Source organism: Sinorhizobium sp. 8-89, assembly GCF_030124325.1.
Classification (GTDB): domain Bacteria; phylum Pseudomonadota; class Alphaproteobacteria; order Rhizobiales; family Rhizobiaceae; genus Sinorhizobium.
In genome coordinates, this window is the sequence record NZ_JASKLR010000027.1 from 642 (window position 1) to 26,706 (window position 26,065).

28 protein-coding genes, 1 tRNA gene and 3 pseudogenes are annotated in these 26,065 nt (G+C 61.6%); 16 read left to right on the forward strand and 16 right to left on the reverse strand.

Translation table 11 applies throughout. From position 1 onward, the window contains the following. Positions 1–101, reverse strand: a pseudogene (locus QN219_RS28595) (DUF805 domain-containing protein); the annotation flags it as partial. 4 nt (positions 102–105) lie between these two features. Then, entirely contained in the window at positions 106–963 is an 858-nt protein-coding gene (gene dapD, locus QN219_RS28600; protein ID WP_284003686.1) for a 2,3,4,5-tetrahydropyridine-2,6-dicarboxylate N-succinyltransferase, read from the reverse strand. Positions 964–1,044: 81 nt separating this feature from the next. On the opposite strand from dapD, the gene QN219_RS28605 reads away from it, so the two are divergent. Continuing rightward, positions 1,045–1,305, forward strand: coding sequence for a hypothetical protein (locus QN219_RS28605; RefSeq protein ID WP_284003687.1), 261 nt, complete (start codon positions 1,045–1,047; stop codon positions 1,303–1,305). Then, positions 1,271–2,170, forward strand: a complete 900-nt coding sequence (locus QN219_RS28610; protein WP_283975349.1) for an LOG family protein — start codon at positions 1,271–1,273, stop codon at positions 2,168–2,170. Before QN219_RS28605 ends, QN219_RS28610 begins: the two co-directional genes overlap by 35 nt. A 51-nt stretch (positions 2,171–2,221) precedes the next feature. On the opposite strand, the gene QN219_RS28615 is transcribed toward QN219_RS28610, so the two are convergent. Further along, the gene (locus QN219_RS28615; protein WP_284003689.1) at positions 2,222–2,743 is read right to left on the reverse strand and encodes a hypothetical protein; all 522 of its coding nucleotides are present in this window, start codon (positions 2,741–2,743) and stop codon (positions 2,222–2,224) included. 220 nt (positions 2,744–2,963) lie between these two features. Beyond that, on the reverse strand, positions 2,964–3,677 hold the full coding sequence (locus QN219_RS28620) for a pyrimidine 5'-nucleotidase (protein ID WP_284003691.1): 714 nt from the start codon (positions 3,675–3,677) through the stop codon (positions 2,964–2,966). A 148-nt stretch (positions 3,678–3,825) separates the two neighbouring features. On the opposite strand from QN219_RS28620, the gene QN219_RS28625 reads away from it, so the two are divergent. The 5 genes and pseudogenes from QN219_RS28625 to QN219_RS34305 all read left to right on the forward strand — a co-directional run. Beyond that, positions 3,826–4,617, forward strand: a complete 792-nt coding sequence (locus QN219_RS28625) for a sterol desaturase family protein (protein ID WP_284003692.1) — start codon at positions 3,826–3,828, stop codon at positions 4,615–4,617. A 60-nt stretch (positions 4,618–4,677) separates the two neighbouring features. After that, positions 4,678–5,592, forward strand: coding sequence for an EamA family transporter (locus QN219_RS28630; protein WP_284003693.1), 915 nt, complete (start codon positions 4,678–4,680; stop codon positions 5,590–5,592). A gap of 64 nt (positions 5,593–5,656) precedes the next feature. Continuing rightward, a complete protein-coding gene (locus QN219_RS28635) occupies positions 5,657–6,736 on the forward strand; it encodes a trifunctional transcriptional activator/DNA repair protein Ada/methylated-DNA--[protein]-cysteine S-methyltransferase (protein ID WP_284003694.1) in 1,080 nt (359 codons plus the stop codon). Then, entirely contained in the window at positions 6,733–7,509 is a 777-nt protein-coding gene (locus tag QN219_RS28640; RefSeq protein WP_284003695.1) for an isocitrate lyase/phosphoenolpyruvate mutase family protein, read from the forward strand. Before QN219_RS28635 ends, QN219_RS28640 begins: the two co-directional genes overlap by 4 nt. Before the next feature lie 13 nt (positions 7,510–7,522). Beyond that, a pseudogene (locus QN219_RS34305) lies at positions 7,523–7,642 on the forward strand (hypothetical protein); the annotation flags it as partial. On the opposite strand, the pseudogene argB reads toward QN219_RS34305, so the two are convergent. After that, positions 7,615–8,418, reverse strand: a pseudogene (argB, locus tag QN219_RS28645) (acetylglutamate kinase); the annotation flags it as partial. The pseudogenes QN219_RS34305 and argB sit on opposite strands and share 28 nt — an antisense overlap. Positions 8,419–8,591: 173 nt before the next feature. On the opposite strand from argB, the gene QN219_RS28650 reads away from it, so the two are divergent. From QN219_RS28650 to msrB, 4 genes are all read left to right on the forward strand, one after another. Next, complete coding sequence (locus QN219_RS28650; protein ID WP_284003698.1) at positions 8,592–9,131, forward strand: sigma-70 family RNA polymerase sigma factor; 540 nt, start codon at positions 8,592–8,594, stop codon at positions 9,129–9,131. Then, on the forward strand, positions 9,128–9,841 hold the full coding sequence (locus QN219_RS28655; protein ID WP_284003700.1) for an anti-sigma factor domain-containing protein: 714 nt from the start codon (positions 9,128–9,130) through the stop codon (positions 9,839–9,841). The genes QN219_RS28650 and QN219_RS28655 overlap by 4 nt, the downstream gene beginning before the upstream one ends. Positions 9,842–10,037: 196 nt before the next feature. Continuing rightward, entirely contained in the window at positions 10,038–10,595 is a 558-nt protein-coding gene (locus QN219_RS28660; protein WP_284003701.1) for a fasciclin domain-containing protein, read from the forward strand. Between the two features lie 166 nt (positions 10,596–10,761). After that, on the forward strand, positions 10,762–11,256 hold the full coding sequence (gene msrB, locus QN219_RS28665) for a peptide-methionine (R)-S-oxide reductase MsrB (protein WP_284003702.1): 495 nt from the start codon (positions 10,762–10,764) through the stop codon (positions 11,254–11,256). An 80-nt stretch (positions 11,257–11,336) separates the two neighbouring features. Here the strand turns inward: msrB and QN219_RS28670 are convergent, their stop codons facing one another. From QN219_RS28670 to rpmH, 6 genes are all read right to left on the reverse strand, one after another. After that, complete coding sequence (locus tag QN219_RS28670) at positions 11,337–11,876, reverse strand: DUF1269 domain-containing protein (protein WP_284003703.1); 540 nt, start codon at positions 11,874–11,876, stop codon at positions 11,337–11,339. Positions 11,877–12,016: 140 nt separating this feature from the next. Beyond that, positions 12,017–12,673, reverse strand: coding sequence for a ribosome biogenesis GTP-binding protein YihA/YsxC (gene yihA / locus QN219_RS28675; RefSeq protein ID WP_173511060.1), 657 nt, complete (start codon positions 12,671–12,673; stop codon positions 12,017–12,019). Between the two features lie 100 nt (positions 12,674–12,773). Further along, entirely contained in the window at positions 12,774–13,688 is a 915-nt protein-coding gene (locus QN219_RS28680; protein ID WP_284003705.1) for a DMT family transporter, read from the reverse strand. A gap of 155 nt (positions 13,689–13,843) precedes the next feature. Then, positions 13,844–15,622, reverse strand: a complete 1,779-nt coding sequence (gene yidC / locus QN219_RS28685; protein ID WP_284003706.1) for a membrane protein insertase YidC — start codon at positions 15,620–15,622, stop codon at positions 13,844–13,846. Then, positions 15,622–16,020, reverse strand: coding sequence for a ribonuclease P protein component (rnpA, locus tag QN219_RS28690; RefSeq protein ID WP_284003707.1), 399 nt, complete (start codon positions 16,018–16,020; stop codon positions 15,622–15,624). The genes yidC and rnpA overlap by 1 nt, the downstream gene beginning before the upstream one ends. A gap of 21 nt (positions 16,021–16,041) precedes the next feature. Further along, the gene (gene rpmH, locus QN219_RS28695) at positions 16,042–16,176 is read right to left on the reverse strand and encodes a 50S ribosomal protein L34 (protein ID WP_012706673.1); all 135 of its coding nucleotides are present in this window, start codon (positions 16,174–16,176) and stop codon (positions 16,042–16,044) included. 465 nt (positions 16,177–16,641) lie between these two features. On the opposite strand from rpmH, the gene QN219_RS28700 reads away from it, so the two are divergent. The 5 genes from QN219_RS28700 (at position 16,642) to QN219_RS28720 (ending at position 23,049) form a co-directional block, all read left to right on the forward strand. Further along, positions 16,642–18,633, forward strand: a complete 1,992-nt coding sequence (locus QN219_RS28700) for a methyl-accepting chemotaxis protein (protein ID WP_284003709.1) — start codon at positions 16,642–16,644, stop codon at positions 18,631–18,633. A gap of 230 nt (positions 18,634–18,863) precedes the next feature. Next, positions 18,864–19,661, forward strand: a complete 798-nt coding sequence (locus QN219_RS28705) for a TVP38/TMEM64 family protein (protein ID WP_284003711.1) — start codon at positions 18,864–18,866, stop codon at positions 19,659–19,661. A 16-nt stretch (positions 19,662–19,677) separates the two neighbouring features. Continuing rightward, on the forward strand, positions 19,678–21,102 hold the full coding sequence (locus QN219_RS28710; RefSeq protein ID WP_284003712.1) for an FAD-dependent oxidoreductase: 1,425 nt from the start codon (positions 19,678–19,680) through the stop codon (positions 21,100–21,102). Between the two features lie 230 nt (positions 21,103–21,332). Further along, on the forward strand, positions 21,333–22,814 hold the full coding sequence (locus QN219_RS28715; protein ID WP_284003766.1) for a HAMP domain-containing sensor histidine kinase: 1,482 nt from the start codon (positions 21,333–21,335) through the stop codon (positions 22,812–22,814). Between the two features lie 158 nt (positions 22,815–22,972). After that, positions 22,973–23,049 (forward strand) — tRNA-Arg (locus QN219_RS28720). 483 nt (positions 23,050–23,532) lie between these two features. Here the strand turns inward: QN219_RS28720 and QN219_RS28725 are convergent. From QN219_RS28725 to QN219_RS28740, 5 genes are all read right to left on the reverse strand, one after another. Continuing rightward, on the reverse strand, positions 23,533–24,048 hold the full coding sequence (locus tag QN219_RS28725) for a hypothetical protein (RefSeq protein WP_284003767.1): 516 nt from the start codon (positions 24,046–24,048) through the stop codon (positions 23,533–23,535). A gap of 44 nt (positions 24,049–24,092) precedes the next feature. Next, on the reverse strand, positions 24,093–24,323 hold the full coding sequence (locus QN219_RS34310) for a class I SAM-dependent methyltransferase (protein WP_405052280.1): 231 nt from the start codon (positions 24,321–24,323) through the stop codon (positions 24,093–24,095). A gap of 20 nt (positions 24,324–24,343) precedes the next feature. Beyond that, a complete protein-coding gene (locus tag QN219_RS28730; protein WP_284003713.1) occupies positions 24,344–24,478 on the reverse strand; it encodes a hypothetical protein in 135 nt (44 codons plus the stop codon). A 34-nt stretch (positions 24,479–24,512) separates the two neighbouring features. Continuing rightward, positions 24,513–25,190 (reverse strand): isoprenylcysteine carboxylmethyltransferase family protein, encoded by a 678-nt coding sequence (locus tag QN219_RS28735; RefSeq protein WP_284003714.1) that lies wholly within the window; start codon positions 25,188–25,190, stop codon positions 24,513–24,515. Positions 25,191–25,589: 399 nt separating this feature from the next. Beyond that, entirely contained in the window at positions 25,590–26,018 is a 429-nt protein-coding gene (locus QN219_RS28740) for a DUF1810 domain-containing protein (protein WP_284003715.1), read from the reverse strand. Positions 26,019–26,065: the final 47 nt, after the last annotated feature.

Here is a 26,065-nt window from a genome sequence, read left to right on the forward strand (position 1 = left end):
AACCAGAAGAGCCAGGAAAGGAAGAAAGGCAGGCGGCCGATGCGGCCGGAAGGGCTGAAGAACAGCCAGGTCATGCTCGGCTGCTGCCCCTCCTCGGCCATGACGTCAGTCTCTGAGCAATTCGTTGATGCCGGTCTTGGCGCGCGTCTTCTCGTCGACGCGCTTGACGATGACCGCGCAATAGAGGTTCGGGGCAGGCTGGCCGTTTGCCATGGTCGAGCTCGACGGCATCGAGCCCGCAACGACGACGGAATAGGGCGGCACTTCGCCGTATGTCACTTCGCCCGTCGCGCGGTCGACGATCTTAGTCGACTTGCCGATGAAGACGCCCATGCCGAGGACCGAACCCTCGCGGACGATGCAGCCCTCGACAACCTCCGAGCGCGCGCCGATGAAGCAATTGTCCTCGATGATCGTCGGTCCCGCCTGCATCGGCTCCAGCACGCCGCCGATGCCGACGCCGCCTGAAAGGTGCACATTCTTGCCGATCTGGGCGCAGGAACCGACGGTCGCCCAGGTGTCGACCATCGTGCCTTCGCCGACATAGGCGCCGAGATTGACGAATGACGGCATCAGGATAGCGTTCGGCGCGATATAGGCCGAGCGGCGGACGACGCAGTTCGGCACGGCGCGGAACCCGGCCTTCTCGAATTCGTTGACGCTCCAGCCGTCGAACTTGGAGGCAACCTTGTCCCACCAGACCGACTCGCCGGGGCCGCCTCTGACGAGTTCCATCGGGTTCAGCCGGAAGGAGAGAAGAACGGCCTTCTTCAGCCATTGATTGACGGTCCAGGTGCCGTCCTCGCCGCGCTCGGCGACGCGTACCTTGCCGCTGTCGAGCAGGTTCAGCGCCGCTTCGACGGCTTCGCGGACCGCTCCGCGGGTGCCGGTGCTGACGGCTTCGCGATCGTCGAAGGCGGTCTCGATGGTCTGCGACAGGGAGGCGAGGTTGTGGGTCGTCATCGGAATTCCTTAAGTTCGGCGGTTGTCGTGCAAGCTCTACTGCATAATTCCTTAAATCGGAACCGATTAAAGGACAAAGTCATGCAGCAATTCAAAGTGCCGCAGGGGTCTTTGCGCGTCTCGATGACGCGCTGCGCTGCGGCGCGTGATTCTGAAAAGTTGAAGCGCTTTTCGGCTCCGACCTCTCAGCAGGACTTGGCAAGCTTCGATGTTTCCGGCAGTAGGGACGCCTCTATGACCGAGGAAACACGACAAGGCGCGTCCGGACGAGATGCCGTCTGTCCGAAACGCGACGGGAAGATGAAATATGGCACGTATGAAGAAGCGCAACCTGCGCCGTAAGGATGGGGTCTGGGATCCGCTGGCAGACAGCGCACAGAGCAGGCTGCGCGCCTCGACCGTGCCGCTGACGCCGCAGTCGGCTTCGCCGACCTATCGTCTTGCCTATGTCGATGATGATTTTCTCTGCCGCGAAGAATTGAGACCGGTGCGCCTGCAGCTCGAGCTCTTGAAGACGGAAATGATGCTCGAGGAGCGGGGAATCAATTCGACCGTGGTGATGTTCGGCGGCGCGCGCATTCCCGAGCCGGGCGGCGAGGCCTGGGCGGCCAAGAACGATACGCAGCGGAAGAACCTCGAAGCGGCATCGATCTATTACGACGAAGCACGCAAATTCGCGCGGATCTGTTCGGAGCAGTCCGCCAAGCTCGGCCACAAGGAATATGTCATTGTCACCGGCGGCGGCCCGGGGGTGATGGAGGCGGGAAACCGCGGCGCGGCGGATGCCGGCGCCCCTTCGATCGGCCTCAACATCGTCCTGCCGCACGAGCAGGCGCCGAACCGCTTCGTGACGCCGGACTTGTCGTTCAATTTCCACTATTTTGCGATCCGCAAGATGCACTTCCTGCTGCGCGCGAAGGCGGTGACGGTGTTTCCGGGTGGCTTCGGCACGCTCGACGAATTGTTCGAAACGCTGACCCTGATGCAGACGGGCCGTCTGGCCCTGGTGCCGCTTATCCTCTTCGGTGAAAAGTTCTGGCGCACCATCATCAATTTCGAGGCCTTGGCCGAGTTCGGCACGATTGCGCCGAACGATGTCGATCTCGTTCATTTCGTCGAGACCGCGGAAGAGGCCTGGGAGATCATTGCCGGCTTCTACGAAACGGTCGACCCGCGATCGATCCCGATGGCATCGGGCCGGCGCTAGCCTAGATGCGTCTCGCCCCTCCTCGGTCCGGAGAGGGCGAGACGAGTCGCCTCACACTTTTCTGGTAAAATCGGCCGCGTCGATCAAGCCGTCGCCGTTCCGGTCTCGGCGCTTGAACATCCTCTCCGCGGCACCTGTCACTTCCGTTGCGCTCAGCGATCCATTGCCGTCTGCATCGACGCGGGCGAAAGCGCGCGGTCGCATGCCTGGCAGCATCGCGGGGCGCATCTCCCGGAGCTTGGCGATCGCCTCGCCGCGCTCGGCGCCGGTCTTGGCCCGGGCTTCGCGCCAGGTCTTGCGCGCCTCGCGGAATGCCTGGCGCTTTGCCTCGATCTCTTCGCGGCTGATCTCACCATTGCCATTGGCGTCGAAGCTCTTGAAATTGGCCGATATCCGCGCCTGAAGTTCCTGGAGCGAAACCTTGGAATCGCCGCTTGTGTCGAGACGCTTGATCATGCGCTCGGCGCGCTGTTCGGGCGTAAGCTTGGCCTTTGCGGCAAACGACGGTGCCGAAAGTCCGGTCGCTGCCACCGCGAGGACGGTGGCGCCGAGAATGAAAGTCCTGTTGCGCATCATGCTGCCTTTCGATCAGTAATCCCGACTGAAGGATAGGCACGCGCGACGCCGGCACCAGTTAAACTTTGGTAATTTAAGTCTCTACAGCGCCGCGCGTCTTATCAGACGCGCAAAGGACGCTGTAGTACTTTGATAGCTGCATGTTTCCTTAGATCCTACGATTTAAGCAGCATGCAGTAGCGGAAAAGCGGTTTTTCCTTGGTTGAATTGTGTTGCGTCAGGCTGGCGCCACAACCCGCCGCAGGAACCCGGCCAGATTTTCGGTGACGTAGTCGATCTGTTCGTCCGCGTCGCTCGATGTCTCCCACGCTTCGGCGAACTCGTATTCGAGATTTTGCGGCACGAGCAGCACCGTCTTCATCCCGAGTGCCTTCGGGACCAGGAGATTGCGCGGCAGATCCTCGAACATCACCGCGTTGCGGGTGTCGACGCGGTGAAGGCTCATGAACTTGTCGTAGGTATCGCCCGCGGGCTTCGGGACGAAACTGGCGGCGACGATGTCGAAGATGTCGTCGAAATGGTCGAGAATACCGAGCGCGCGCGCCGTCATCTCTGCATGGTGGACGCTGCCATTGGTAAAGATGAACTTGCGGCCAGGCAGCGCCTTGATCGCCTCGCCGAGCGCGGGATCGGCTGGAACCACGCTGTAGTCGATCGCATGCGCCCGCTGCAGGAAGTCGTTCGGATCGACGCCGTGATGGATCATCAGCCCCTGCAGGGTCGTGCCGTGATCGCGATAATATTCCTTCTGCAGCTTCTTCGCTTCCGCCGGCTCGAGCGACAGGAGCTCGGCGACATAGGCAGTCATGTTGCGGTCGATCTGTGCGAAGAGATTGACGTGATGCGGATAGAGCGTGTTGTCGAGGTCGAAGACCCAGTCTGTGACATGGGCGAACTCGGCATGGGTCGGGAGGCGGTCGAGCTTTTTCATGGCCGGGTTATGACACGGGTATGGGCGGCGGCAAACCAGAAAATGCGCCCCGGGCTGTCCTGCCGACGCACACATTTCCACTTTGACTTGCCAAAACGGCATGGCATCTTTCGGCTGGCGCGGTTTTGGCTCGGGGCTGCAGGTGCCAATGTCGGACGAACTGTTCTATCTGCTGTTTCTGTTCGGATTCTACGCTACGACTGTCGTTACCTATTTCGCCCTTGGCCACGGCCTGACCTGGGTCAACGATCGCAATCCTGAGCGAAGGATTCAGAAGGGACGCGGTTCCGACAGGCGCCGCAAGGCAGAAATCCGCCAGAGCCTGGCCTCGATGTTCAGCGCCAGTCTGCCGCTGGCAATCGGCCTGTACGCCCAGCAGAAGGGCTGGGCGCCGGCGCCCTGGGCCTTCAACTGGTGGGCGGCGGTGCCGCTCTTTGTCCTGTGCCTGTTCCTCTACGATACCTGGTTCTATTTCATGCACCGGCTGCTGCACACCAAATGGCTCTACCCCCTGCACGCACTCCACCATAAAAGTATCGCACCGACGATCTGGAGCACCTATTCGGAGGATGTTTTCGACAACTTTCTATTGCAGGGTTTTTCAGCGGTGATCGTTTTCGCCGTCCCGTTTCCGCCGACGATTCTCATCGGCCAAAGACTGTTCGAACATTTCAACGGCATGTTCGGGCACTGTGGATTCGAGTATTTCGCCTCATCGACAGCACGTTATCCGTCCCCCCTGTTGTGCACCACCTTCCATGATCAGCATCATTCGGGTTTCCGGTACAATTACGGCAACTATTTCTCGTTCTGGGATCGCGTGCTGGGCACACTCTCGCCGAACTACGACGATCGCGTGAAGACATTCGAGCAGGAGGGGCCGGCGCTCAAATTCAGTCGGGCCATTTACCCGGCGGAGGTTCAGGAAAAGTCGGATTGAAACACCGATGGCTGTACGGAGTTCTTGGCAATGTCTGGACCTGCGTGCTAGCTCGCAGCCATGGAAACCTGGGTCCTTATCACCGTCACGGCGGCCTTCCTTCAGAACGTCCGCTCCGCCATGCAGAAGCATCTGAAGGGTGTCATGGGCACCACCGGCGCGACCTTCGTGCGCTTTGGCTTCGGCCTGCCGTTCGCGCTCTTCTATCTCGTGGTCCTCTGGCGTTTCGCCGCGCATCCCTTGCCGGTTCCGAACGCCACGTTTTTTCAATGGGCAGTTATCGGCGGGCTGGCGCAGATCGCTGCGACCTTCCTGCTCGTCCACCTCTTCTCCTTTCGCAACTTTGCCGTCGGTACGGCCTATTCTCGCACCGAACCGGCGCAGGCAGCTCTCTTCGGCCTGATTTTCCTGGACGAGAAAGCGAGCCAGGGCGCGCTGGTCGCGATTGCCATTTCGGTGGTCGGCGTCATGCTTATTTCCGTTGCCCGCACCAAGCTCAGCGCGCGGTCTTTGCTGACCTCCGTTTTCAGCCGCACCGCCGCGATAGGCCTCATGTCCGGCACGTTCTTCGGTCTCTCGGCCGTTTCCTATCGATCCGCCTCGCTGGCGCTTGCGCCCAGCCTGCCTGCGCCGGATTACATGATGCAGGCGAGTTTCACGCTAGGCTTCGTCATCCTGCTGCAGACGGTCGTAATGCTCGTCTGGATCACCGTCCGCGAGCCGGAGGAGTTGCACCGCATCGGTGCGGCATGGAGGCCGGCCTTCGTCGTCGGCTTTGTCGGCGCCTCGGCGTCGTTCGGCTGGTTCATGGCGATGACCTTGCAGCAGGCGGCGATCGTCAAGGTGGTGGCGCAGGTCGAAATGCTCTTCACCTTCGCCTCGTCCTTCTTCGTCTTCCGCGAGTGGATCAACCGCCTCGAATTGCTCGGCTGCCTGTTGATCGTGCTCGGCGTCGTGATGCTGGTCGTTCTCTAGGGCGCCCGAAATAGACGCCCGAATTTCGGCGGACGAGTCGTCCGTCGAGTGCTACAACTGCGCCATGCTTTTCGATCTGCCGAACGACGATATCCTTTACGACGCGCTTCTGGCCCGAAGCGCGGATTACGAGGGCCAGGCCTTCGTCTGCGTCAAGAGCACCGGCATCTTCTGCCGGCTCTCCTGTCCTGCCCGCAAGCCGAAGCGGGAAAACACGCTGTTTTTCGACAGCATCGCCGCTTGCATCAATTCCGGTTTTCGCCCCTGCGAGCGATGTCGCCCGCTGGGCCAGCCTTCTGAGAAGCAGCCGCTGGTCAACGACCTTCTTGAATTGCTCGATGGTTCTCCGGATCGTCGCTGGACGGAGGACGATCTCGTCCTGCACGGGTTCGATCCATCGACCGTGCGTCGCGCCTTCAAGCGGGCGTTTGGGGTTACCTTTCTCGACCTCGCCCGTCAGCGGCGGATGGGCGAGGCCGCCCGTCAGCTTTCGGCCGGCGCAAGCGTTATTGAAGCACAGATCGATGCCGGTTATGACTCGCCGAGCGGCTTTCGTACCGCTTTCGCGAAGCTGATAGGGGAGGCGCCGGCCTTGTCGCAGGGTCGCCAGTTGCTATTTGCCGATACGATTGAAACGCCGCTCGGCCCAATGGTTGCGGTCGCCGACAAGACGCATCTTCATCTGCTCGAATTCCACGACCGCAAAGCCTTGCAAACCGAAATGGAAAGCCTCAAGCGCAAGACGCGGTCCGCGGTCGCACGGGGCAGGACGCCGCCGATCGACCAGATCGAGGCGGAACTGAAGGCCTATTTTTCCGGAGAATCAGGCGATTTCCGCACGCCTCTGGCGCTCGACGGGAGCGCCTTCGAGCGACAGGTCTGGGCAAAGCTTTTGGAAATACCGTTGGGCGAGACGCGATCCTACAGCGATATCGCGCGGGAGGTCGCCACCCTCCAGGCGGTGCGTGCAGTCGCCAAGGCAAATGGCGCCAACTGTATCGCGATCGTCATCCCTTGCCACCGTTGCATCGGCGCGGACGGATCGCTGACCGGCTACGGCGGCGGTCTTCGGCGAAAGCAATGGCTGCTGCGGCACGAAGGAAAAATGAAACCAGTTGGATTGTTTGCGGAGGATGTCGGATGAATCAACAGGAAAAGGCGCTTGCCTTTGCAGCGCTGCATCGCAAGGGCGACCCGGTCGTTCTGTACAATATCTGGGATGCGGGCAGCGCCCGTTGCGTAGCCGAAGCCGGTGCAAAGGCGCTTGCCACCGGAAGCTGGTCGGTTGCGGCGGCGCAGGGCTTCGGCGACGGCGAAAAGATACCGCTCGCACTGCTGCTCGAAATCGTTCGGCTGATCGTCGGCGCGACGGATCTGCCTCTTTCGGTGGACTTCGAAGGCGCCTATGCGGAGGACGCGGCCCAGGGGGCGGCGAACGTCGCTCAGTTGCTCGATGCCGGCGCGATCGGCATCAATTTCGAGGACCAGGTGGTCGGCAAGGGCGGTGTCCATGCCATCGACAAGCAGGCCACACGCATCCGAGCTATCCGCGAGATGGCGGAGCGTCGCGGCACAGCGCTGTTCATCAATGCCCGTACCGATCTTTTCCTTCAGGAGAGCGATGCAGCACGCCATGCAGGGCTGCTCGACGAGGCAATCGCGCGCGGCAAAGCCTATGCCGAAGCCGGCGCCAGCGGCTTCTTCGTGCCGGGATTGGCCGATGCGGGCCTGATCGGCAGGATTTGTGCGGCCTCGCCGCTGCCGGTGAACGCGATGATGAAGCCGGGCGCGCCGGACCTCGCTACGCTCGCGGCGGCAGGTGTCGGCCGGGTCAGCTACGGACCGTTCCCCTATCGCGCCATGATCGAGCGGCTGCGTGGTGAGGCCGAGAAGATCTACAAGAACGCCGCCAGGTAACCACGGCACTCTTATGGCAGATCACGGCACGATCAGCGTGCCCGCGCCGTGCTCGGTGAAGATCTCGAGCAGGACCGAATGGGCGGTCTTGCCGTTGAGAATGACCACGCCCTGCACACCGGCCTTGATCGCGTCGATGCAGGTCTCGACCTTCGGGATCATGCCGCCGGAAACCGTGCCGTCGGCGATCAGCGCGCGCGCCTGCGCCACCGACAGTTCCTTGATCAGTTCACCCTGCTTGTTGAGCACGCCCGGAACGTCGGTGAGGAAGAGCAGGCGGGTCGCGTTGAGCGCACCGGCAATGGCGCCGGCGAAGGTGTCGGCGTTGATATTGTAGGTGTGGCCGTCGCGGCCGGGCGCCACCGGTGCAATCACCGGAATCATCTCCGAGCGCGCGAGCAGGTCGATCAGGGTGCGGTCCACCTCGACCACGTCGCCGACGAAGCCGAGATCGAGAACGCGTTCGATGTTGGAGTCGGGGTCGCGAATGGTCTTCTTCGCCTTTTCGGCGAAGACCATGTTGCCGTCCTTGCCGCAAAGGCCGATCGCCCACTCGCCGGTCTGGTTGATGAGGGCGACGATTTCCTTGTTGATCGAGCCGGCAAGCACCATCTCGACGATCTCGACGGTCTTCTCGTCGGTGACGCGCAAGCCGCCTTCGAATTTCGATTCGATGCCCATCTTTGTCAGCATGGCGCCGATCTGCGGCCCGCCCCCATGCACGACGATCGGGTTGACACCGGACTGTTTCAGAAGCGCGATATCGCTGGCGAACGCGCGCCCCAGTTCCGGATTGCCCATGGCATGGCCGCCATATTTGACGACGATCGTCTTGTTCTCGTAGCGCTGCATGTAGGGCAGCGCTTGTGTGAGCAGGCGTGCCTGGATTTCACTTTCTGATGCGGACATGGCGGATCCTCGAAAATATCGGGTGCTGTTTAGAGCCTTTCATGGCGAAAACGCAAGTTCCGAAAGGATGGAATGATCGGCGGGCAACATAAAGCCGTAATGACACTCCTGCTGGTTCTGGCGGTCTCTCTATCCTATGGTGATGCTTTGATGCCGTGAGGGGCGCAATCGTCATGGCTGATGAGGAGATCTCCGCGCTGCTTGGCCGCGTGGCCCTGAGAGACCGCGATGCCTTTGTGGCGCTCTATCGCCAGACGAGTCCCAAACTTTTCGGCGTTTGTCTTCGTATTCTCAAGGATCACAGCGAAGCGGAAGAAGCGCTACAGGAAATCTACGTCAAGGTATGGCAACGCGCCGACCGTTTCGCGACCGGGCAGGCGAGTCCGATGTCCTGGCTCACGGCAATCGCACGCAACCATGCGATCGACCACATCCGAGCGCGAAAACCCGTCGCAAACGCGATTGACGAGGCCTATGATTTGGCTGATCCTGCTCCAGATCCGGAACGATCGGCAGCAGTCCGGTCGGAAGGCAGGCGGATCGACGCCTGCATGGAGGAGCTCGAGAAGGATCGCGCCGAGGCGGTGCGCCGAGCCTATGTCGAAGGATTGAGCTACCAGGAACTGGCCGAGATGTTCGCGGTACCGCTCAATACGATGCGGACCTGGTTGAGACGCAGCCTCCTGAAGCTGAGAGAGTGCATGGAGCGATGACGACGCAGAATCCCGAGAGCGGAGATTTTCGCCGCGATGAAGTGATCGCCGGGGAATATGTGCTCGGCGTTCTGTCGGCGGAGGACCGCCGCAAGGTCGAGGCGCGCATGGCATCGGACCGGAATTTCGCCGCCATGGTCGATCGCTGGCAGCACAATCTCGCCTCCTTCGATGATGCCTATGAAGCGGTTAGGCCGCCAGCCCATGTGCTTGCTGCCGTGGAGCGCAGCATTTTTCCGCCTGCTCCGGTGGCCGCTCCTCCGGTCGGCTTCTGGAACTCGCTTCTTCTCTGGCGCAGCCTCGCCATCGCTTCGCTTGCTGCCGTCGCGATCATGGGCGCGTCGATGGCTGGCCTCTTCAGCGAGCCGCAAAGTCAGCCGCTGGTGGCGGAGCTTTCCGGCGAAGGCAATACCATCAATCTGGTTGCCCGTTTCGACAGGACATCCGGCAGTCTGAAGCTGACGCCGGTGGCGGCGCGGCAGCCGGAGGAGAAGTCTCTCGAACTCTGGCTGATCGAGGGCAGCAATCCGGCGATCTCGCTGGGAGTACTGCCGCAGTCCGGCGAAGGCGAACTCCTGGTGCCGCCCGAAATGCGGACGAAGTTCATCGAGGACGCGACCCTTGCCGTCAGTGTCGAGCCGCTTGGCGGCTCGCCGACCGGCTTACCGACGGGTCCCGTCATTGCCTCCGGCAAGGCTCGCCATCTCTAGGCAGACGCTGGCGCCTGCAGCGCTTCCAGCAAAAAGACGTCGTCTTTCAGATGGATAGAAGCAGAGCGCGCCGCCTGAAACTCTTTCTCCGCGCCTCCCGTTGCTTGTCAATGTTCCCTGGGAGGAACAGCAATCGCCCGAGCGGACCCTTTCAAGGTCGTCTCAGCGGGCAAGCGCAACAGGAAGGAAGAGAGAGATGTTCAGGTTTGTGATCCGTTCGGCACTCGTCGCCTCCATGTTCACGACAGGTGCGGTCGCCGCCTACGCCGAGAACCCGATGGTGGGTGGCGCGCCGATGTATGCCGAGAAGAATATCGTCGAAAATGCCATCAACTCGAAGGACCACACGACGCTGGTTGCGGCCGTGAAGGCGGCCGGTCTCGTCGCGACCCTGCAGGGCAAGGGACCCTTTACCGTCTTCGCACCGACGAACGCGGCCTTCGAGGCGCTGCCGGCCGGCACGGTCGACACGCTGCTGAAGCCTGAGAACAAGGACAAGCTTACGACCGTTCTGACCTGCCATGTCGTCGCCGCCGACGCGATGTCGGCGACGATCGCGGCGATGATCAAGGACGACGGCGGGGAACACGACGTCAAGACGATCGGCGGTTGCATCCTGAAGGCCAAGACCGACGGCGGCAAGATCGGACTGACCGATGAAACTGGTGGCACGGCCTGGGTGACGATCGCCGATGTGAAACAGTCGAACGGCGTCATTCACGTCATCAACAAGGTACTGCTGCCGAAAGGTTGACAATCGCAGGCGGCGGGCAACGACCCGCCGCCCGGGCGACTCGCGCTCTGCTGCCTGCGGCTCTCTCACGGCGGTTTGATGGACTTTGTTTTGTCCCGCTTCCGTCGGTCCGCTAGTCTCTAATACGAGCATCAACGGCAAATGCGTCTTTGGACGGGAGGTTCTCATGACGAACCGTCGCAATTTCCTGGTGGCGGGCGCCGCACTCGCCGCATCGACGGTCGCCCGTGGCTTTGCGCCTGCCGCGCGCGCGGCCAACAGTGAAACTTTCGAGGTCGTAAAGACGGACGAGGAGTGGCGGGCGATCCTGACAGCGGAGCAATACAGCATCCTGCGGCAGGAGAACACGGAACGGCCCTTCACGAGCGCGCTGAATAACGAGAAACGCAAAGGGATTTTCCACTGCGCGGGATGTGACCTGGCGCTTTACTCCTCCGATGCCAAATATGACAGCGGTACCGGTTGGCCGAGCTTCTGGCAATCGCTCCCGGGCGCGGTCGGCACACGCGAGGACAATTCCCTGTTCATGACAAGGACCGAATGCCACTGCCGCCGCTGCGGCGGGCATCTCGGCCACATTTTTGACGACGGTCCGCCGCCGACCGGCAAGCGGCACTGCATCAACGGACTGGCGCTCAAATTTGCGCCGGCCGCCGCGTGACCAGCGGCCGGTGCGCGTGACCGTGACGCGCAGGGCCGATGCGTATGAGGCGCCGCTAGGGAACGACGAAGAGCAAACGCTTAAAACGTGCCCGCCTGCGGCGAGGGTGTCTGCACGTCGGAGAGTGCGGCCTGGAGCTTTTGCTCCTGCTCGGGCGAGAGCGACGTTTTCAGCACACGGCCGCGCAGGCCCGAAAATTCGGCCAGCACCTTCTCCGGTTGCACCTTGCGCACCAGAATGAAGAGCGCCGAGGAACTGTTCGGGATCGTGCTGCCGAGCGACTTGATGAAGTCGTCGTCGATGCCGTAGTCGGTGAGCGAGCCGGAAAGCGCCCCGGCGCCAGCACCGAGTGCGCCACCGATCGCGAAGCCTGCGAGCGGATTGAGGAAAAGCAGGCCGACGAGGCCACCCCAGAGCGAACCGGAAAGAAGGCCCGAGGTCGCACCGACGGCAGTGAGATTTAGGCTCTGCTTCAGATGCACCTTGCCTTCGCCATCGCGCACGACGACGACAGCATCTTCGAGATCGACCAGATATTCCTTGCTCAGGCTGTTCAGCTTCAAGAGAACCCTGTCGGCCTCTTCCATCGAATCGAAACCCACGACAATCAGATCGGACATGTCTCTCTCCTGGATCTTGGCCCGGCCGGCGAAAAGGATGCCGCCGCTCGCAAAGATAGAGCGCTTTGCCTGTCGGGGTAGTGACGAAGATCAAGGACTTTGTCGTGGGATATGCTGGTCCGCGGGTAGATGCGCCGGTCTCAGCGCGTGACCGCGAGATCGATCGCGGCGCGCAGTTCCTCGATGCCGACACCCTTTTCCGACGAGGTCGATAGCACCTCCGGAAAGGCGGCCGGACGTTTCTTGATCTTCTCGATTGTTTCGGCGATCAGCCGAGGCACGCCCGCCGCCTTGATCTTGTCGGTCTTGGTGAGCACGATCTGATAGGAAACGGCGGCCTTGTCGAGCAGCGCGAGCACTTCTTCGTCGTTCTTCTTGATGCCGTGACGGGCGTCGATCAGCACGTAGACACGCTTCAGCGTCGAACGGCCGCGCAGATAGTCGAAGACGAGTTTGGTCCAGGCATCGACCTGTTCCTTGGGTGCCTGGGCGTAGCCGTACCCGGGCATGTCGACGAGCGCCATCGGGGGCAGGTCGCCGGCCTCGCCGGAATAGCCGTCGGGCACGAAATAGTTGAGCTCTTGGGTGCGGCCCGGCGTGTTCGATGTGCGCGCGAGGCCCTTCTGTCCGACAAGGGCGTTGATCAGTGACGATTTGCCGACGTTCGAGCGGCCGGCAAAGGCGATCTCCAGCGGACCCTCGGGCGGCAGGAACTTCATGGCAGGAACGCCGCGAATAAAGATCCATGGGCGGCCGAAAGCGGAGGAATCGTTCCGGTTTTTCTTCTTCTCGGTCATCGCTCGATTTTTCCTCGTTGCCCGGTCGGCTTCAATGTTTTGGTCCGACTTGTCAAGCGTTGGCCGGCTTTGCACTGGCTTCACGGCCATATGGAAAGCCTCAGCGCAACAACCGGCGCTGCCGCCAGAGTTCGATAGCGAGATAGGCAAAAAGGGCAAATAGCGCGATCGACCCGCCGACGATGGTGCTCGCGCGGGGAATTTCGTCGTAGATGACGGCGACCCAGAGAGGCGCGAGCACGGTTTCGACCGTCCCAAGCAATGCCGCGAGTGCCGAAGGAAGCAACCTCGCACCAGTGACGAAAAGGGCGAGGCCGAGGCCGAAATTCAAGGCCCCGAAAGCGATGAGGATTCCGAATTCGGCTGCAGTGACGGCAAAGCCCGAGGCCTGCGTTGCCGCGATCGTGGCGGCAATGAGTGTGCCAAGACAGGCCGCCGGCGTCATGCGGACATCGGCATAGCGGCGGGTGATGACCGTTGCGCAGGCGAAGGCGAATGCGATCAGCAGGGCAAGCGCATCCCCGACCGGCGAGACCGCGCCGCTAATCGAATCCGAAACCATCACCAGGACGCCGGCGATGACCGCGGCGATTGCGAGCCAGGTGAGTGATGAGACAGTTTCGCGGAACACGACCCGGCCGATGAGGGCCGCAATAAGCGGAACGCCCGCTTGAATGAGCAGGATATTGGCGACGGTCGTGTAGGCAAGTGCGAGCACGAAACTCGTGGATGCCGTCGCGAAGCAGCAACCGACGGCGACGCCCGGCCAGCCCATGTCGCGGAAGAGCCGCGTCATGTTCGAAGCGCCGTCGCGGACAAGCATGAAGCCGAGCAGAAATAACGCGGCGAAGATCGACCGCCAGAAGACGATAATCCAACTGTCGTCGATTGCGAGAAAACGCGCGAGCGTGCCGCCGAAGCTCCACACGATCGCCGAGCCGAGAACGAGCGCGATGCCGGTTGCGCGGCCTTGCACCGGCATGGCGGATTTCGGCAGTACGGTCGGTTGCGACATGAACGGAATCCGGATCGGAACTGGCAGACGATAGATTGCTTGCCGGTTGCAGGCGCGGGCGTTCGCGACAGGCGGTTGTCGCAAAGCGGAAATGAGGAAAGAAAAAGCCCCGGATCGTTCGACCCAGGGCTTTGAAGCGGTGTGACGTCCAACGGCTATTCCGCCGGTTTGGGTTTCTTCGTGAACAGGGATTTGAGGTTCTCGATGAGCTCGATCTTCACGCCCTGACGCTTCATGATGATCGACTGCTGGATGATCGACAGCGTGTTGTTCCAAGCCCAGTAGATGACGAGGCCGGCCGGGAACGACGCCAGCATGAAGGTGAAAACCACCGGCATCCAGGTGAACAGCATTGCCTGCGTCGGATCCGGCGGTGTCGGGTTCATCCGCATCTGCAGGAACATGGTGATGCCCATGATGATCGGCCAGACGCCGAGATGCAGGAAGAGAGGGACGTCGAAAGGCAGCAGTCCGAACAGGTTGAAGATCGTTGTCGGATCGGGTGCCGACAGGTCCTGGATCCAGCCGAAGAACGGCGCATGGCGCATCTCGATGGTGACGTAGATCACCTTGTAGAGCGCGAAGAACACCGGGATCTGCAGGAGAATCGGCCAGCAGCCAGCCAGCGGATTGATCTTCTCTTCCTTGTAGAGCTGCATCATCGCCTGCTGCAGGCCCATGCGGTCGTCACCGAATTTCTTCTTCAGTTCCTCCATTTTCGGTTGAACTTTCTTCATGTTCGCCATCGACGCATACTGCTTGTTGGCGAGCGGGAAGAAGAGAAGCTTGACGACGATCGTGGTGATCAGGATCGCTATGCCGAAGTTGCCGAACAGCCGATAGAAGTAGTCCATCATTTTGAACATCGGCTTGGTGATGAAATAGAACCAGCCCCAGTCGATCATCAGATCGAATTGCGGGATGGAATAGGCAGCCTCGTAATTGTCGATGACCGGCACTTCCTTGGCGCCCGCAAAGACCAGGTTCTTCACCTCTGAAGTCTGGCCCGGAGCGATCGTCACCGCATCCGCCTTGTAGTCGCTCTGGTAGCGCGCGCGGCCATCGGTGAAGTGGGAGAAACGGGTGTCGAAGGCCGTTGCCTGCGGCGGAACGATCGCCGCCGCCCAGTACTTGTCGGTGATGCCGAGCCAGCCGCCGATGGCCTTGCCGGGCTCGACCGACTTCTCGTCCTCGATCTTCGAATAGCCGTATTCCTGCAGGCCGTTGTCGCCGGCCACGCCGATGAAACCCTCATGCAGCACGTAGATGCTCGGGGTCGTCGGCTTGTTGAAGCGCGTAACGCGGCCGTAGGCGGAGAGCGAAACCGGCTCTGCGGCGCCGTTCTTGATGCTGTCGACGACCTGGAACATGTAACGGTCGTCGACGGAAATCGTCCGGGTGAAGGTGATGCCCTTGTCGTTGGTGTAGGTCAGCGTCACCGGCGTGGATGCGGTCAGCTTGTCGCCGCCGGAAAGCGTCCACACGGTCTGCGGACCGGGCATGGTTCCGGTCGTGTCGTTGCCGACATAACCGAGCTCGGTGAAATAGCCGTCGGCGGTTTCCGCCGGGCTGAAGAGGGTAATGACCGGGCTCTGCGGATTGACCGTCTCATGGTAGCCCTTGAGCTTCAGATCGTCGAAACGCGCGCCGGTCAGGTTGATGGATCCCGCAAGCGCCGGCGTGTCGATTTCCACGCGTGCAGACTTGGCGACGGCCTGGTCGCGGCTTTCGCCCGGAACGGCGCCGCTGGGCAGCGCCTGCCCCGGGGTCGCCTGCTGCGTGCCGCCCTGTGGTTGAGCCTGTTGCGTCTGCTGGGCTTGTTCCGCAGCGATGCGGTCCTTTTCGATCCTCGGATTGACATAGAAAAATTGCCAAGCGACGAGGATCAGCACGGACAGTGCAATCGCGACGAAATAATTGCGGTTGTTTTCCATCATGGTTTCCTGGAACCGGCCGAAGGCCGCTTCTGTTTCGGCTTGTTTTCGATGCGATCGCAAAGCGCCCGGGCCAATGCGTCGAAGGGGGCATGCAGCAGATCGCGTCGGGCGACAATCACATAGTCGTGTCCGGGTTTCATTGCAAACCCGGCTGAAAGCCGCACTGCTTCTTTGAGGCGTCGGCGCATTCGGTTGCGCTCTACGGCATTGCCGTGCTTCTTGGTAACGGTGAAGCCGACGCGGGCGTCACCTTCCATATCCTTGCGGTCGAGCACTTCGAGGAGAAATAGCGGGCCTTTGCGGCTTTCTCCAGCTCTGACGGCCAAGAACTGCGGACGGCTTTTCAGCCGCCCGACAGTCGTTTTGTCTTTATCTGACGTCATATGCCCGGACATGAGGTTTCGGGCAAACTCGGCTTACGCCGAGAGACGCTTGCGGCCACGAGCCCGGCGGGCTGCGAGGACCTTCTGGCCACCCTTGGTGGACATGCGTGCACGGAAGCCGTGACGGCGCTTGCGAACAAGCTTGGACGGTTGGTAGGTACGCTTCATTTATTTAAATACCGCGGTGTGCGGCCCTTCTTGGGTTTGCAAAGTGCAAGAGCGTTTACGTAACCGGGCACAGCTCCGCCTTGCGGGCAGGATGGTTTGACCGGACGTGCGCGGCTTATAAGGACAAATGTCCGGCAAAGTCAATTCCCGATCCCCGCGATCATCCGACGCCAGGCCTGACAGCGGTTCCTTTGGCGCGCTGAGCTTGTTGCATGATCCCTCAAACCGGTCGATCTAAGGACGAAATCATGCAGCAACTCACAATTGTGCAGCAACCTTTGCGCGTCGGATAAGCCGCGGGGCGCTGTAGTGCAGATCTGTGAACAAAAACCTAATTCAGCCTCGCCAGATGTTGGCCGGACCGGTGATGGTTTTCGTTAACCACGCGCATTTTAGCATTCCCTTTGTGTGTGCAGCGAGCACCGTGCACCAAGGGGGCGACGTCTGCGGGCGTTGGGGACAGGAATGAAAATTCGCGGGAAAATATACTTGATCGTCGGCATCATGAGTCTGCTGGCGATCGCCATTACCGGCATGTCTTTGCTGATCGTGTCGCAATACAACGACAAGCTTCATCAATTCCAGAACGCATCTGACCGGGCGTTCAAGGGCGAGCGGCTCAATCGTCTGGTGACCGGCGTCGTCATGGAATCGCGCGGCATCTACGCCGCACCGACAATCGAAAAAGCAAAGCCCTTCGCGGAGGGCCTCCTCAAGAATCTCGACAAGATCGACGCGCTGCTCCAAGACTGGCGTCCGCTGGTTCCCGCCGACAACCTTTCTTCCTTCGATGCACTGGCGGAGCGCGCTGACGAGTTCAAGACCTTCCGCATCGAGACGGCCCGTCTCGGCCGAGAGGTTTCGCCGCAGGCTGCCAACGAGCAGGGCAACAACGACGCCAATCGCGCCAACCGCAAGGCTTTCCAGGCCGAGATAGACGTGGTCGTGGATGCCAATCTGGAATCGCTTCAGGCCATCACGGACGAGATCGCAGCTTTTGAACGCTCGGTTGTTCTGATCGTGCTCGGGATCGCCGGCCTCGGGCTGATCGCCGGCATCGGTACGGCCTTCTACATCGGCACCAATCAGCTCAGCCGGCCGATCCTCGACCTGACGGGCACCATGAAGCAGCTTGCCGGGGGTGATCTGTCGGCGGATGTGCCCTTCGCCGGACGCAAGGACGAGATCGGCGACATGGCCGCCGCCGTCGCCATCTTCAAGCAGAATGGGCTCGCGGTGCGTGAACTCAACGCGCAGGAAGCGGCGTTGCGGGAAAAGAGCGCCGATCTCCAGTCGAGCATCGGCATCGTCGTCTCAGCGGCCGCCGCGGGCGATTTCACCAAACGCATCAGCAAGGACTACGGCAACGACGACCTCAACCGTTTTGCTGCGAGCGTCAATGAACTCGTCGGCGGCGTCGACAGCGGGATTTCCGAAACGCGGCGGGTCATCGCAAGCCTTGCAGCCGGCGACTTGACGCAGAGCATGAACGGCCAGTTCCAGGGCGCCTTCGCGGAACTGCAAAGGAACGTCAACGACACGCTCACCACCTTGCAGAAAACCTTGCGCGAGGTTCGCACCACGACGGACTCGATCAATGGCAACGCATCCGAACTGCGCTCGGCGGCGGACGACCTGTCGAAGCGCACGGAGCAGCAGGCCGCCTCGCTCGAGGAGACCTCGGCGGCGCTCGACGAGATCACCGCCGCCGTTCGCAGCTCGACCGAGAGGGCGCAGGAAGCGTCGGTCATGGTCACTGAGGCAAAGGAAAGCGCGGCCGAATCCGCCTCCGTCGTCCGTAGTGCGGTCGAGGCCATGGGCCGCATCGAGCAGGCTTCAAGCGAGATCGGCCAGATCACCAACGTCATCGATGAAATCGCCTTCCAGACCAACCTTCTGGCGCTCAATGCGGGCGTCGAGGCGGCGCGTGCGGGTGACGCCGGCAAGGGCTTCGCAGTCGTTGCACAGGAGGTCCGCGAACTCGCCCAGCGGGCGGCCAGCGCAGCCAAGGACATCAAGACGCTCATTTCCAAGTCGGGCAGCGAAGTGGCGACCGGAGTCAAGCTCGTGCAGGCGACCGGGTCCGCGCTCGGCGAGATCGAAACGCGCGTTCTGAAGATTAACGACCATATCCATTCGATCGCGACGGCCGCGCGCGAGCAGTCGACAGGGCTTGCCGAGGTTAGCACTGCCGTCAACCAGATGGACCAGGTCACGCAGCGCAACGCCGCGATGGTCGAAGAGGCGAACGCGGCGACGCACAAGCTTTCGGCCGAAACCGGCAACCTTGCGAACCTGATCGCCTACTTCAAGGTCGACCGGGATGCCGGTGTGATTGCACCTGCAAGGGAAACAAGTCGTCCCGTCGCATCGCCCGCCCGGCGGATGATGGGCAGCGTCGCCCGAGCCTTCGGCGGCAGTTCCGCCGCTGCACGGGACGATTGGGAGGAGTTTTGAGCTTCTCGCATCCGATGTCATGATATTCTCGCGGGAAAGCCTCGGCGTTTTCCGCGAGAAACAGTCTTTGGTGCAACGGGCCTCGCCGGATCGTGCTATCCACTTTCACGGCAACGTGAGTTGTCAGGGCGAACCGTTCACGTTGACGTTTGACGGCGCGACCATTCGTTATTGGTTCCGGGTCCGGATTCCCTCTAACTCAAGGGTAGATCTCGCCGAAAGCAAGCCGCATGAGCCATGGTGCCAGAAACGGGGCAGAAGATGCAGCCCTGAACCCTTCGTCGGGGCGGAGCGACGCTGGACATGCGGCGCGTCGTTCGCCATGGCGGTTCGTGCCATTCGCTCTTCTGCTCGTCGGTGGTGCCGCTTGTTACGCGTTTGGCCTGCCGCAATATCTTTCGTTGACGGCGCTGGTCCACCACCGCGAGACCCTCAGCGCCTATGTCGATGCCTACCCGCTTCGAGCGGGCGCGGCTTTCTTTGCGGTCTATGTCGCAGTGGTCGTCTTTTCGATCCCGGCTGCGTCGGTGCTGACCATATTCTCCGGATTCCTGTTCGGCTGTATCACCGGCGCAGCCATGGCGATCGTGGCGGCGACGCTCGGATCGTGCCTTCTGTTCCTTGCCGCGCGCGGGGTCCTCGGGGACCTCCTGCGGCCGCGCGCCGGTCGCTTCCTGGACCGGCTCGCGGATGGGTTCCGGCGCAATGCGTTCCTTTATCTCCTGATCTTGCGGCTGGCGCCGATTTTTCCCTTCTTCATCGTCAACATTGCGCCTGCGTTCTTTGATGTGAGGCTGCGCACTTTCGCGGCAGCAACGCTGATCGGCATCGTGCCGGGCACGCTCGCCTATGCTTGGCTCGGCCGCAGCCTCGATGACGTGATCGCCCGCTCGGCGGCGTCCGGAGGCGAGCTTACGCTTTCGGATTTTGCGACGAGGGATATTTCGCTCGGGCTCGCGGCGCTTGCGCTCATCGCGGCATTGCCTCTGGTGTTCAAGCTAATACAGTCACGCCGCAAGACGGTGTGACGGGGCGGAAGACAGCGTGGCGAAAATCCTCAATCCGGATATCTGCGTGGTCGGCGGCGGTGCGGCAGGCCTGTCCGTGGCTGCGGGTGCCGCGGCCTTCGGCGTGCCGGTCGTCCTTGTCGAGCGCGGCCGAATGGGTGGGGATTGCCTGAACTTTGGCTGCGTGCCGTCGAAGGCGCTGATTGCGGCCGGGAAACATGCACAGGCGATCCGAGCAGCGGGAGAATTCGGCATCGCAGCAGGCGAGCCGGTCGTCGACTACGAGCGACTGCAGGCGCGGGTCCACGCGGTCATCGGCGCAATCGCGCCGCATGATTCCGCCGAGCGTTTCGAGAGCCTCGGCGTGAAGGTCATCGCCGACACGGCCCGGTTCGTCGACGACAGAACGGTCGCGGCCGGCGACCTTCTCATCCGGGCGCGGCGCTTCGTGATCGCCACCGGCTCGTCGCCGGCCATTCCCGCAATCCCAGGGCTGGTGGAGGCGCCGTACCTTACCAATGAGACACTCTTCGATCTGAAGCGGCTGCCGGAACACCTCGTCATTGTCGGCGCCGGAGCGGTCGGCATGGAGATGGCGCAGGCATATCGCAGGATCGGGGCACGCGTGACGGTCGTCGAGGCCGGCAAGGCGCTTTCGAGCAGCGATCCGGAACTGGCAGCGATCGTCCTGGAGGCGGTCCGCGCCGAGGACACCGTGCTACACGAGCAAACCGCCATCCTGTCGGTCGAGCGGCAGGCGGGCGGCGTCCGGCTGCTTTGCGAGAATGCGAAAGGGCGGTTCGCGGTCGATGGCAGCGATCTTTTGCTGGCCGCGGGCCGTGTCCCCAACCATGCTTCTCTCGACCTCGGCGCCGCCGGTATTCGCCACGACGCGAAGGGGATTGCCGTTGGCACGGGCATGCGTACAAGCAATCGCCGCGTCTATGCGATCGGCGATGCCGCAGGCGGCCTGCAGTTCACCCATGTTGCGAGCTACCATGCGCGGCTCGTGCTGCAGCAGATCCTGTTCCGAATGCCGGCGCGCGAAGACCGCGACATTGTTCCGAGGGTGACGTTTACCGATCCGGAGCTTGCGCAGGTCGGCCCTGGCGAGGCAGAGGCGCGGGAAAAGTTCGGCCGGGTCGACGTCGTCCGCTGGGATTTTTCCGCAAATGATCGCGCCCGCACCGACGGTCTCGACCGAGGGCTGATCAAGATCACGGTCGGCCGGCGCGGACGGATCATCGGGGCGGCGATCGCCGGTCCCGGCGCCGGAGAGATGATCAACGGCTTTGCGTTTGCCATCGCCAATCGGCTGACACTCAAGCATTTTCGCGGCTATGTGGCTCCGTATCCGACCTTGTCCGAGATTGGAAAACAGGCATCGATCTCCTATTATGCCCCCATGGCGCGAAGTCCGCTCGTCCGGTCGGTAATCGGAATGCTGCGGTATTTCGGCTAGACCACGATGGTTGGGTCGAATCGACCCAAGTCATCGTGGCCTATTCTATTGAGTTGGAGCGGAATGGGGGCGAAAAACCGCGCACAGTTTTCCTCATCCGCTCTACTGCATGATTCCTTGAATCGGAATCGATCAAGGAGAAAACCATGCAGCAGTTCAAAGTGTTCAGCGAGCTTAGCGCGTCCAATTGGACGCGCGGCGCTGTAAGTTGCAGGGAATGTTCTAGAGTTATGGTGGAAGACGCGCGTCCGGCCAATGCGAGTGCGATGCCCCGAGCGGCCGTCGGGTTTCTTCGCGGGCTCTCCGGCAAGTTGCTGCTTTTGACGGTGGCTTTCGTCATGCTCGCGGAAGTGCTGATCTTTGTGCCGTCGGTCGCCAATATGCGGATCCGTTGGCTTCAGGATCGGCTGAATACCGTGGCCGCCGCGGCCGTCGCCGTGGACGGGCTGCAGAATGTCGAGCTTCCGCGTGCCGTGCAACGCGACACGCTGATGGCGACGGGAACCAAGGCCATCGTCATTCGCCGCAAGGATGCGTCGCGGATGATCGCCAGCGTCGACATGCCCCCGGCGATCGACGGGGAATACGACATCGCCAACTTTACCCCTGTCGGCGCGATACGCGATGCATTCGATACGCTGCTGTTCGGCGGCAGCCGGATCGTGCGGGTTTATGGTCCGCTCGGCGAAAGCGATGCGACGATCGAGCTGGTGATGAAGGATGCCGGCTTGCGCAAGGCGATGCTCGTTTATTCGCGCAACGTCTTCCTTCTGTCGATCGTGATTTCGCTGATCACGGCGGCACTGATCTTTCTCGCCATCAATCGCATGCTGATCGTGCCGATCAGGCGGATGACGACGAGCATGCAGGAGTTCGCCGACGAGCCGTCCAACCCGGAGCGCCTCCTCGTTTCGCCGGAAGGCAGGGATGAACTGGCGGTCGCCGGTCAGCATCTCGCGAGCATGCAGCGCGAACTGCAGAAAACCCTGAAGCAACAGAAAAGCCTCGCCGAACTCGGCCTCGCCGTTTCGAAGATCAACCATGACATGCGCAACATTCTCTCGTCCGCGCAGCTCATTTCCGACCGGCTCGCCGACGTTGATGATCCGGTGGTCAAACGTTTCGCGCCGACGCTCCTGAGAACGATCGATCGCGCCGTCGGCTATACGCAGGAGGTGCTCTCCTACGGGCGCACGGCCGAGGCAGAGCCGCACCGTCGCTTTGTCGCCCTGCGACCACTCGTCGAGGATGTTGCCGAGCTCCTGGCGATCGACCGCCAGAGCGGTATCGATTTCGAGATCCAGATTCGGGACGACGTCGTCGTCGATGCGGACAGCGAGCAGCTTTTTCGCGTCGTGCACAATCTCTGCCGCAATGCCGTGCAGGCGTTGACGCAACACGAGCCGGAGGACGGCCGCGCCAAGATGGTTTCCGTTTCCGCCATCCGCACGGGAAGCGTGGTTGCGATCTCGGTGGACGATACCGGGCCGGGCATGCCAGCCAAGGCACGCGAAAACCTCTTTGCCGCCTTCCGCGGCTCGGCGCGCTCCGGCGGCACGGGGCTTGGCCTTGCCATTGCCCGCGAACTGGTGCTCGCCCATGGCGGGACGATAGCGCTCGTGGAAAAGCCGACGCCCGGCACGCTGTTCCGCATCGAACTGCCCGATCGCCCGGTGCCGTTGGACGCCTTCCGTTCGAAGGCGCGGCCCTGATATTCCGCCCTTAGGTCCTCGCCGCGCCCTGATAGCTCTCTCCAGCGCATCATCCACGGTTGTCGCAAAAATGAAATTTTTTCCCGAAAGGCGCTTGCAATCGCCGAAAGGACCCAGTAGAGGATCGCCACGCAAGCGGTTCTCACCGCTTCAGGCAAGCACCCGTAGCTCAGCTGGATAGAGCACCAGACTACGAATCTGGGGGTCAGGAGTTCGAATCTCTTCGGGTGCGCCAAGTCTTTCATTTCCGTTACATTAACGCCGAAAATTGCCGCGATCCCAGTCAGGGCTACGCTCCCGCGAAGCGCGGTAGATGGCCAAGAGGCGAAAAATCGTGGGAGCGACGGCGTTTCGGCGGTGAAAAGTTCGAATCGCTCACGCTCGAATATCGTGTCTTTGCGCAAGGCAGAGCGCGAGATTCGTCATTTGGGCGATAGCTTTGCGCCTCCAAGCGGCGATTTCCGGCCAAGACGTCAGGCAAGCTCACCGAGATCCTGGCGAACCCATTTGCCCTCTTCCGGCGCGATACGCCTAGCGAAGGCGGTCACGCCCTCCCGATGCCGCGATGCCGGCCGTCTTCAAGGCATGGTGATATTTGCCGAGCGCGAGTATCTGGATCGCGATGTGAGGGAATGCGCGACCACAGCGAGATCGGCACTCCCCATTGACGGTCGATCATCGGTGTTGAACGGCGTCGCCGCATCTCTGCCCGCCCACATCATTCAGCCGACCCCTCGGCTGGCGAGACGAATGCCGCGAGCTTGCCTTGCTTGCGCAAATGGATGATCTGGGCTGTCAAGCCAACGATGAGAATGACAAGCAGACTGGCTTGTGACCCAAGGAGAAGGGGCGAGTTCAGATCGGCAACTAAGGGGTGACCGTCTGGAACACGGCGCAGGGTTTCGGAAACGGTCGGCACCATCAGCAGAAACGTCGTCAGGCTGAGGAGGATTGTTTCGAGGTACTTGCCCGCACGCCCAACGCTCGAAACACGGTCGATGCCGTATCCGGCGAGCAGCAGCAGGATTGTTGCCGCACCAATGCCGTAGCTCGCGGGCTGATGCGCGACGAGGAACGCCGATGCCCCGCCAATCAGCATTGAGACGAAATAAGCGACGCCGGGCGCTGACCGAGGCACAATCCGTCCGTAGCGAGCAAACATATAGATAGCCAGTGGGATGGCGGGCAAGCTGCCGAGCGTGTGCACCCAACCGATCGGTGAGATTCCAAACATTTCAGTGTCCCTTGTCGTTAAATTTCTTCCGACTAGTAGATAGCCTAAGGAGGCAAAGTCCACGCCGGAAGTCGAGAGCACCTTGTCGAAGTGTTCATCCGCGAGGGGCAGGTTCTCGCGTCGCCGACTTGGCAATCGATCGGCGGCTCGACGCCGGTCCACAATCCGCGCGCCGCATCGATCAAATCCGTTGAAATGTCGATCGCCGTCACCTTTGCGCCGAAGCTTGGCGCATGGCGCGCGCTCCATCCGGTGCCGGTCGCAATGTCGAGCACTTCGTCGCCGGGCTTCGGGCTCAATCGCTGGGCGGCGGCGCCAACGCGCCCGAAATCGCGAGGCTGACAAGGTCGTAGTGTCGGCCTCCTGCTCCCCAGATTGCCGACGCTTCGCGGTTGTGCTGCAGGATCCCGTCGTTAGCAGAGTCCGACATGACATCCTCCGGTAGCGCCTGATTGAGGCGCAGGCTACCAGACATAGGGGATCAGGCGATAGCGCACGCGCGCTGCATAGGCGTCGTATCCCGCAAGACCGGTCCGGAGCTCCTTTTCTTCGATGCCGATGCGCATGGCCAGCAAAGCGATGAGCACGAGCACCGCCCCCAGCCCCCACCAGGAGCCGAGGAGCAGCGAGGTGCCCGTGATGAAGATGAGGGCGCCGGCGTAGAGGGGATGGCGGACGTAGCGGTATGGTCCCGTAGTAACCACCCTTTGCGCTCGTTCCCTCTGGATCTTCACGACAGGTGCCGCGAAGCTGTTTTCCCTGAACGTCCGGTAGTCGAACCAGATCGAGAACAGGAGCGCCGAGCCGCCGACGACCTGTACCCACTCGGGAACCGACGACCAACCGAACCGTACGGCGTCGAGTGCCATGAATGCAAACGCGCCGAGCAGGAACAGAAGGATGACGGTGGTCAGCACCTTGTCCGCGAAAGGCTGCCCTTTCTGAATAGGTGCCGACAGTCTTTCCTTGAGCAGTGCGGGATCATGCCGGGCGAGCGACAGTCCGGCGATCAGGGAGAGCGCCAGCATCGCCGCGAGAAAGACCCACGCGGCCGGCCACTCAAGCGTTCCGGCGGAGGCAAAGAGCACCACTCCAATGATTGCAAACCAAATGAGGGTCTGCAGGGTCAGCCTGGCGATCATGGGCAAGCTCCACACGACCTGACGAGGATAATTATACAGATAGTAATTCCACCACCGATCGCAACCTCTCCGTCGCTGCGCGTTTTTTCTGATTGTGCAAGCGATCGAAGCTCGTCTTCGCGCGTTTAGCTTGGCAGCGTGACCATTTGTCGATCTTGGAAGGCACGCAGCCGCGGCCGCATTTCACGGTGTTGTGTGCGGGCGCGCCTTCAAGTTCGGTGATCCGGATCCCATATGAAGTTGCATGCTTCCCGACGTCATCCGTGGGAGGATTTTATGTATCGCTATATGATGAAGGAACTGATGCTGATCATTGTCGGGCTGGCAGCCTTTGCGACATTGCTCCTGTTTGTTCTTTCCCAGATGCCGGTCACGTCTCTGTAGTGACGGGTTAGGAATTCAGTCCCGGTTGAGGATTTGGAGCGTCCTCGGATCTCTCAGGCCGTCGAAATAGCGCTCGAGCGCCCGTGCGAAGGCGCCGACCGTCGGGGCGGCTCTCTCGAAGAGCGTCATGGACGAGCGAAACTTGAGATCGTCCGGTCGGCCGAAAATCTCGAGTGCGGATCGCCCCTGAACAGAGTTCACCGCTTCCGTGCATTCGAGGATGCGGTGACCAAGCAGCGGGTGCCGCAGATAGGCACGCGCCTCATCGAGGTTGGCAAGGGCATAATATTGCGCCGTCGGCGATTGGCCGAGGCCTGCAATCTGCGGAAAGATGAACCACATCCAATGGGTTCGCTTGGCGCCGGCGGCGAGTTCCGCCAGTGCGGCACGGTACGTGCTTTCCTGCGCTTTCACGAAGCGCTCCAGATCGAAGGCCTCTTGCATCGGTGCCTTCCTTCCGAGACCCCGCATCTTCTGCGGAGCGCCGTTTC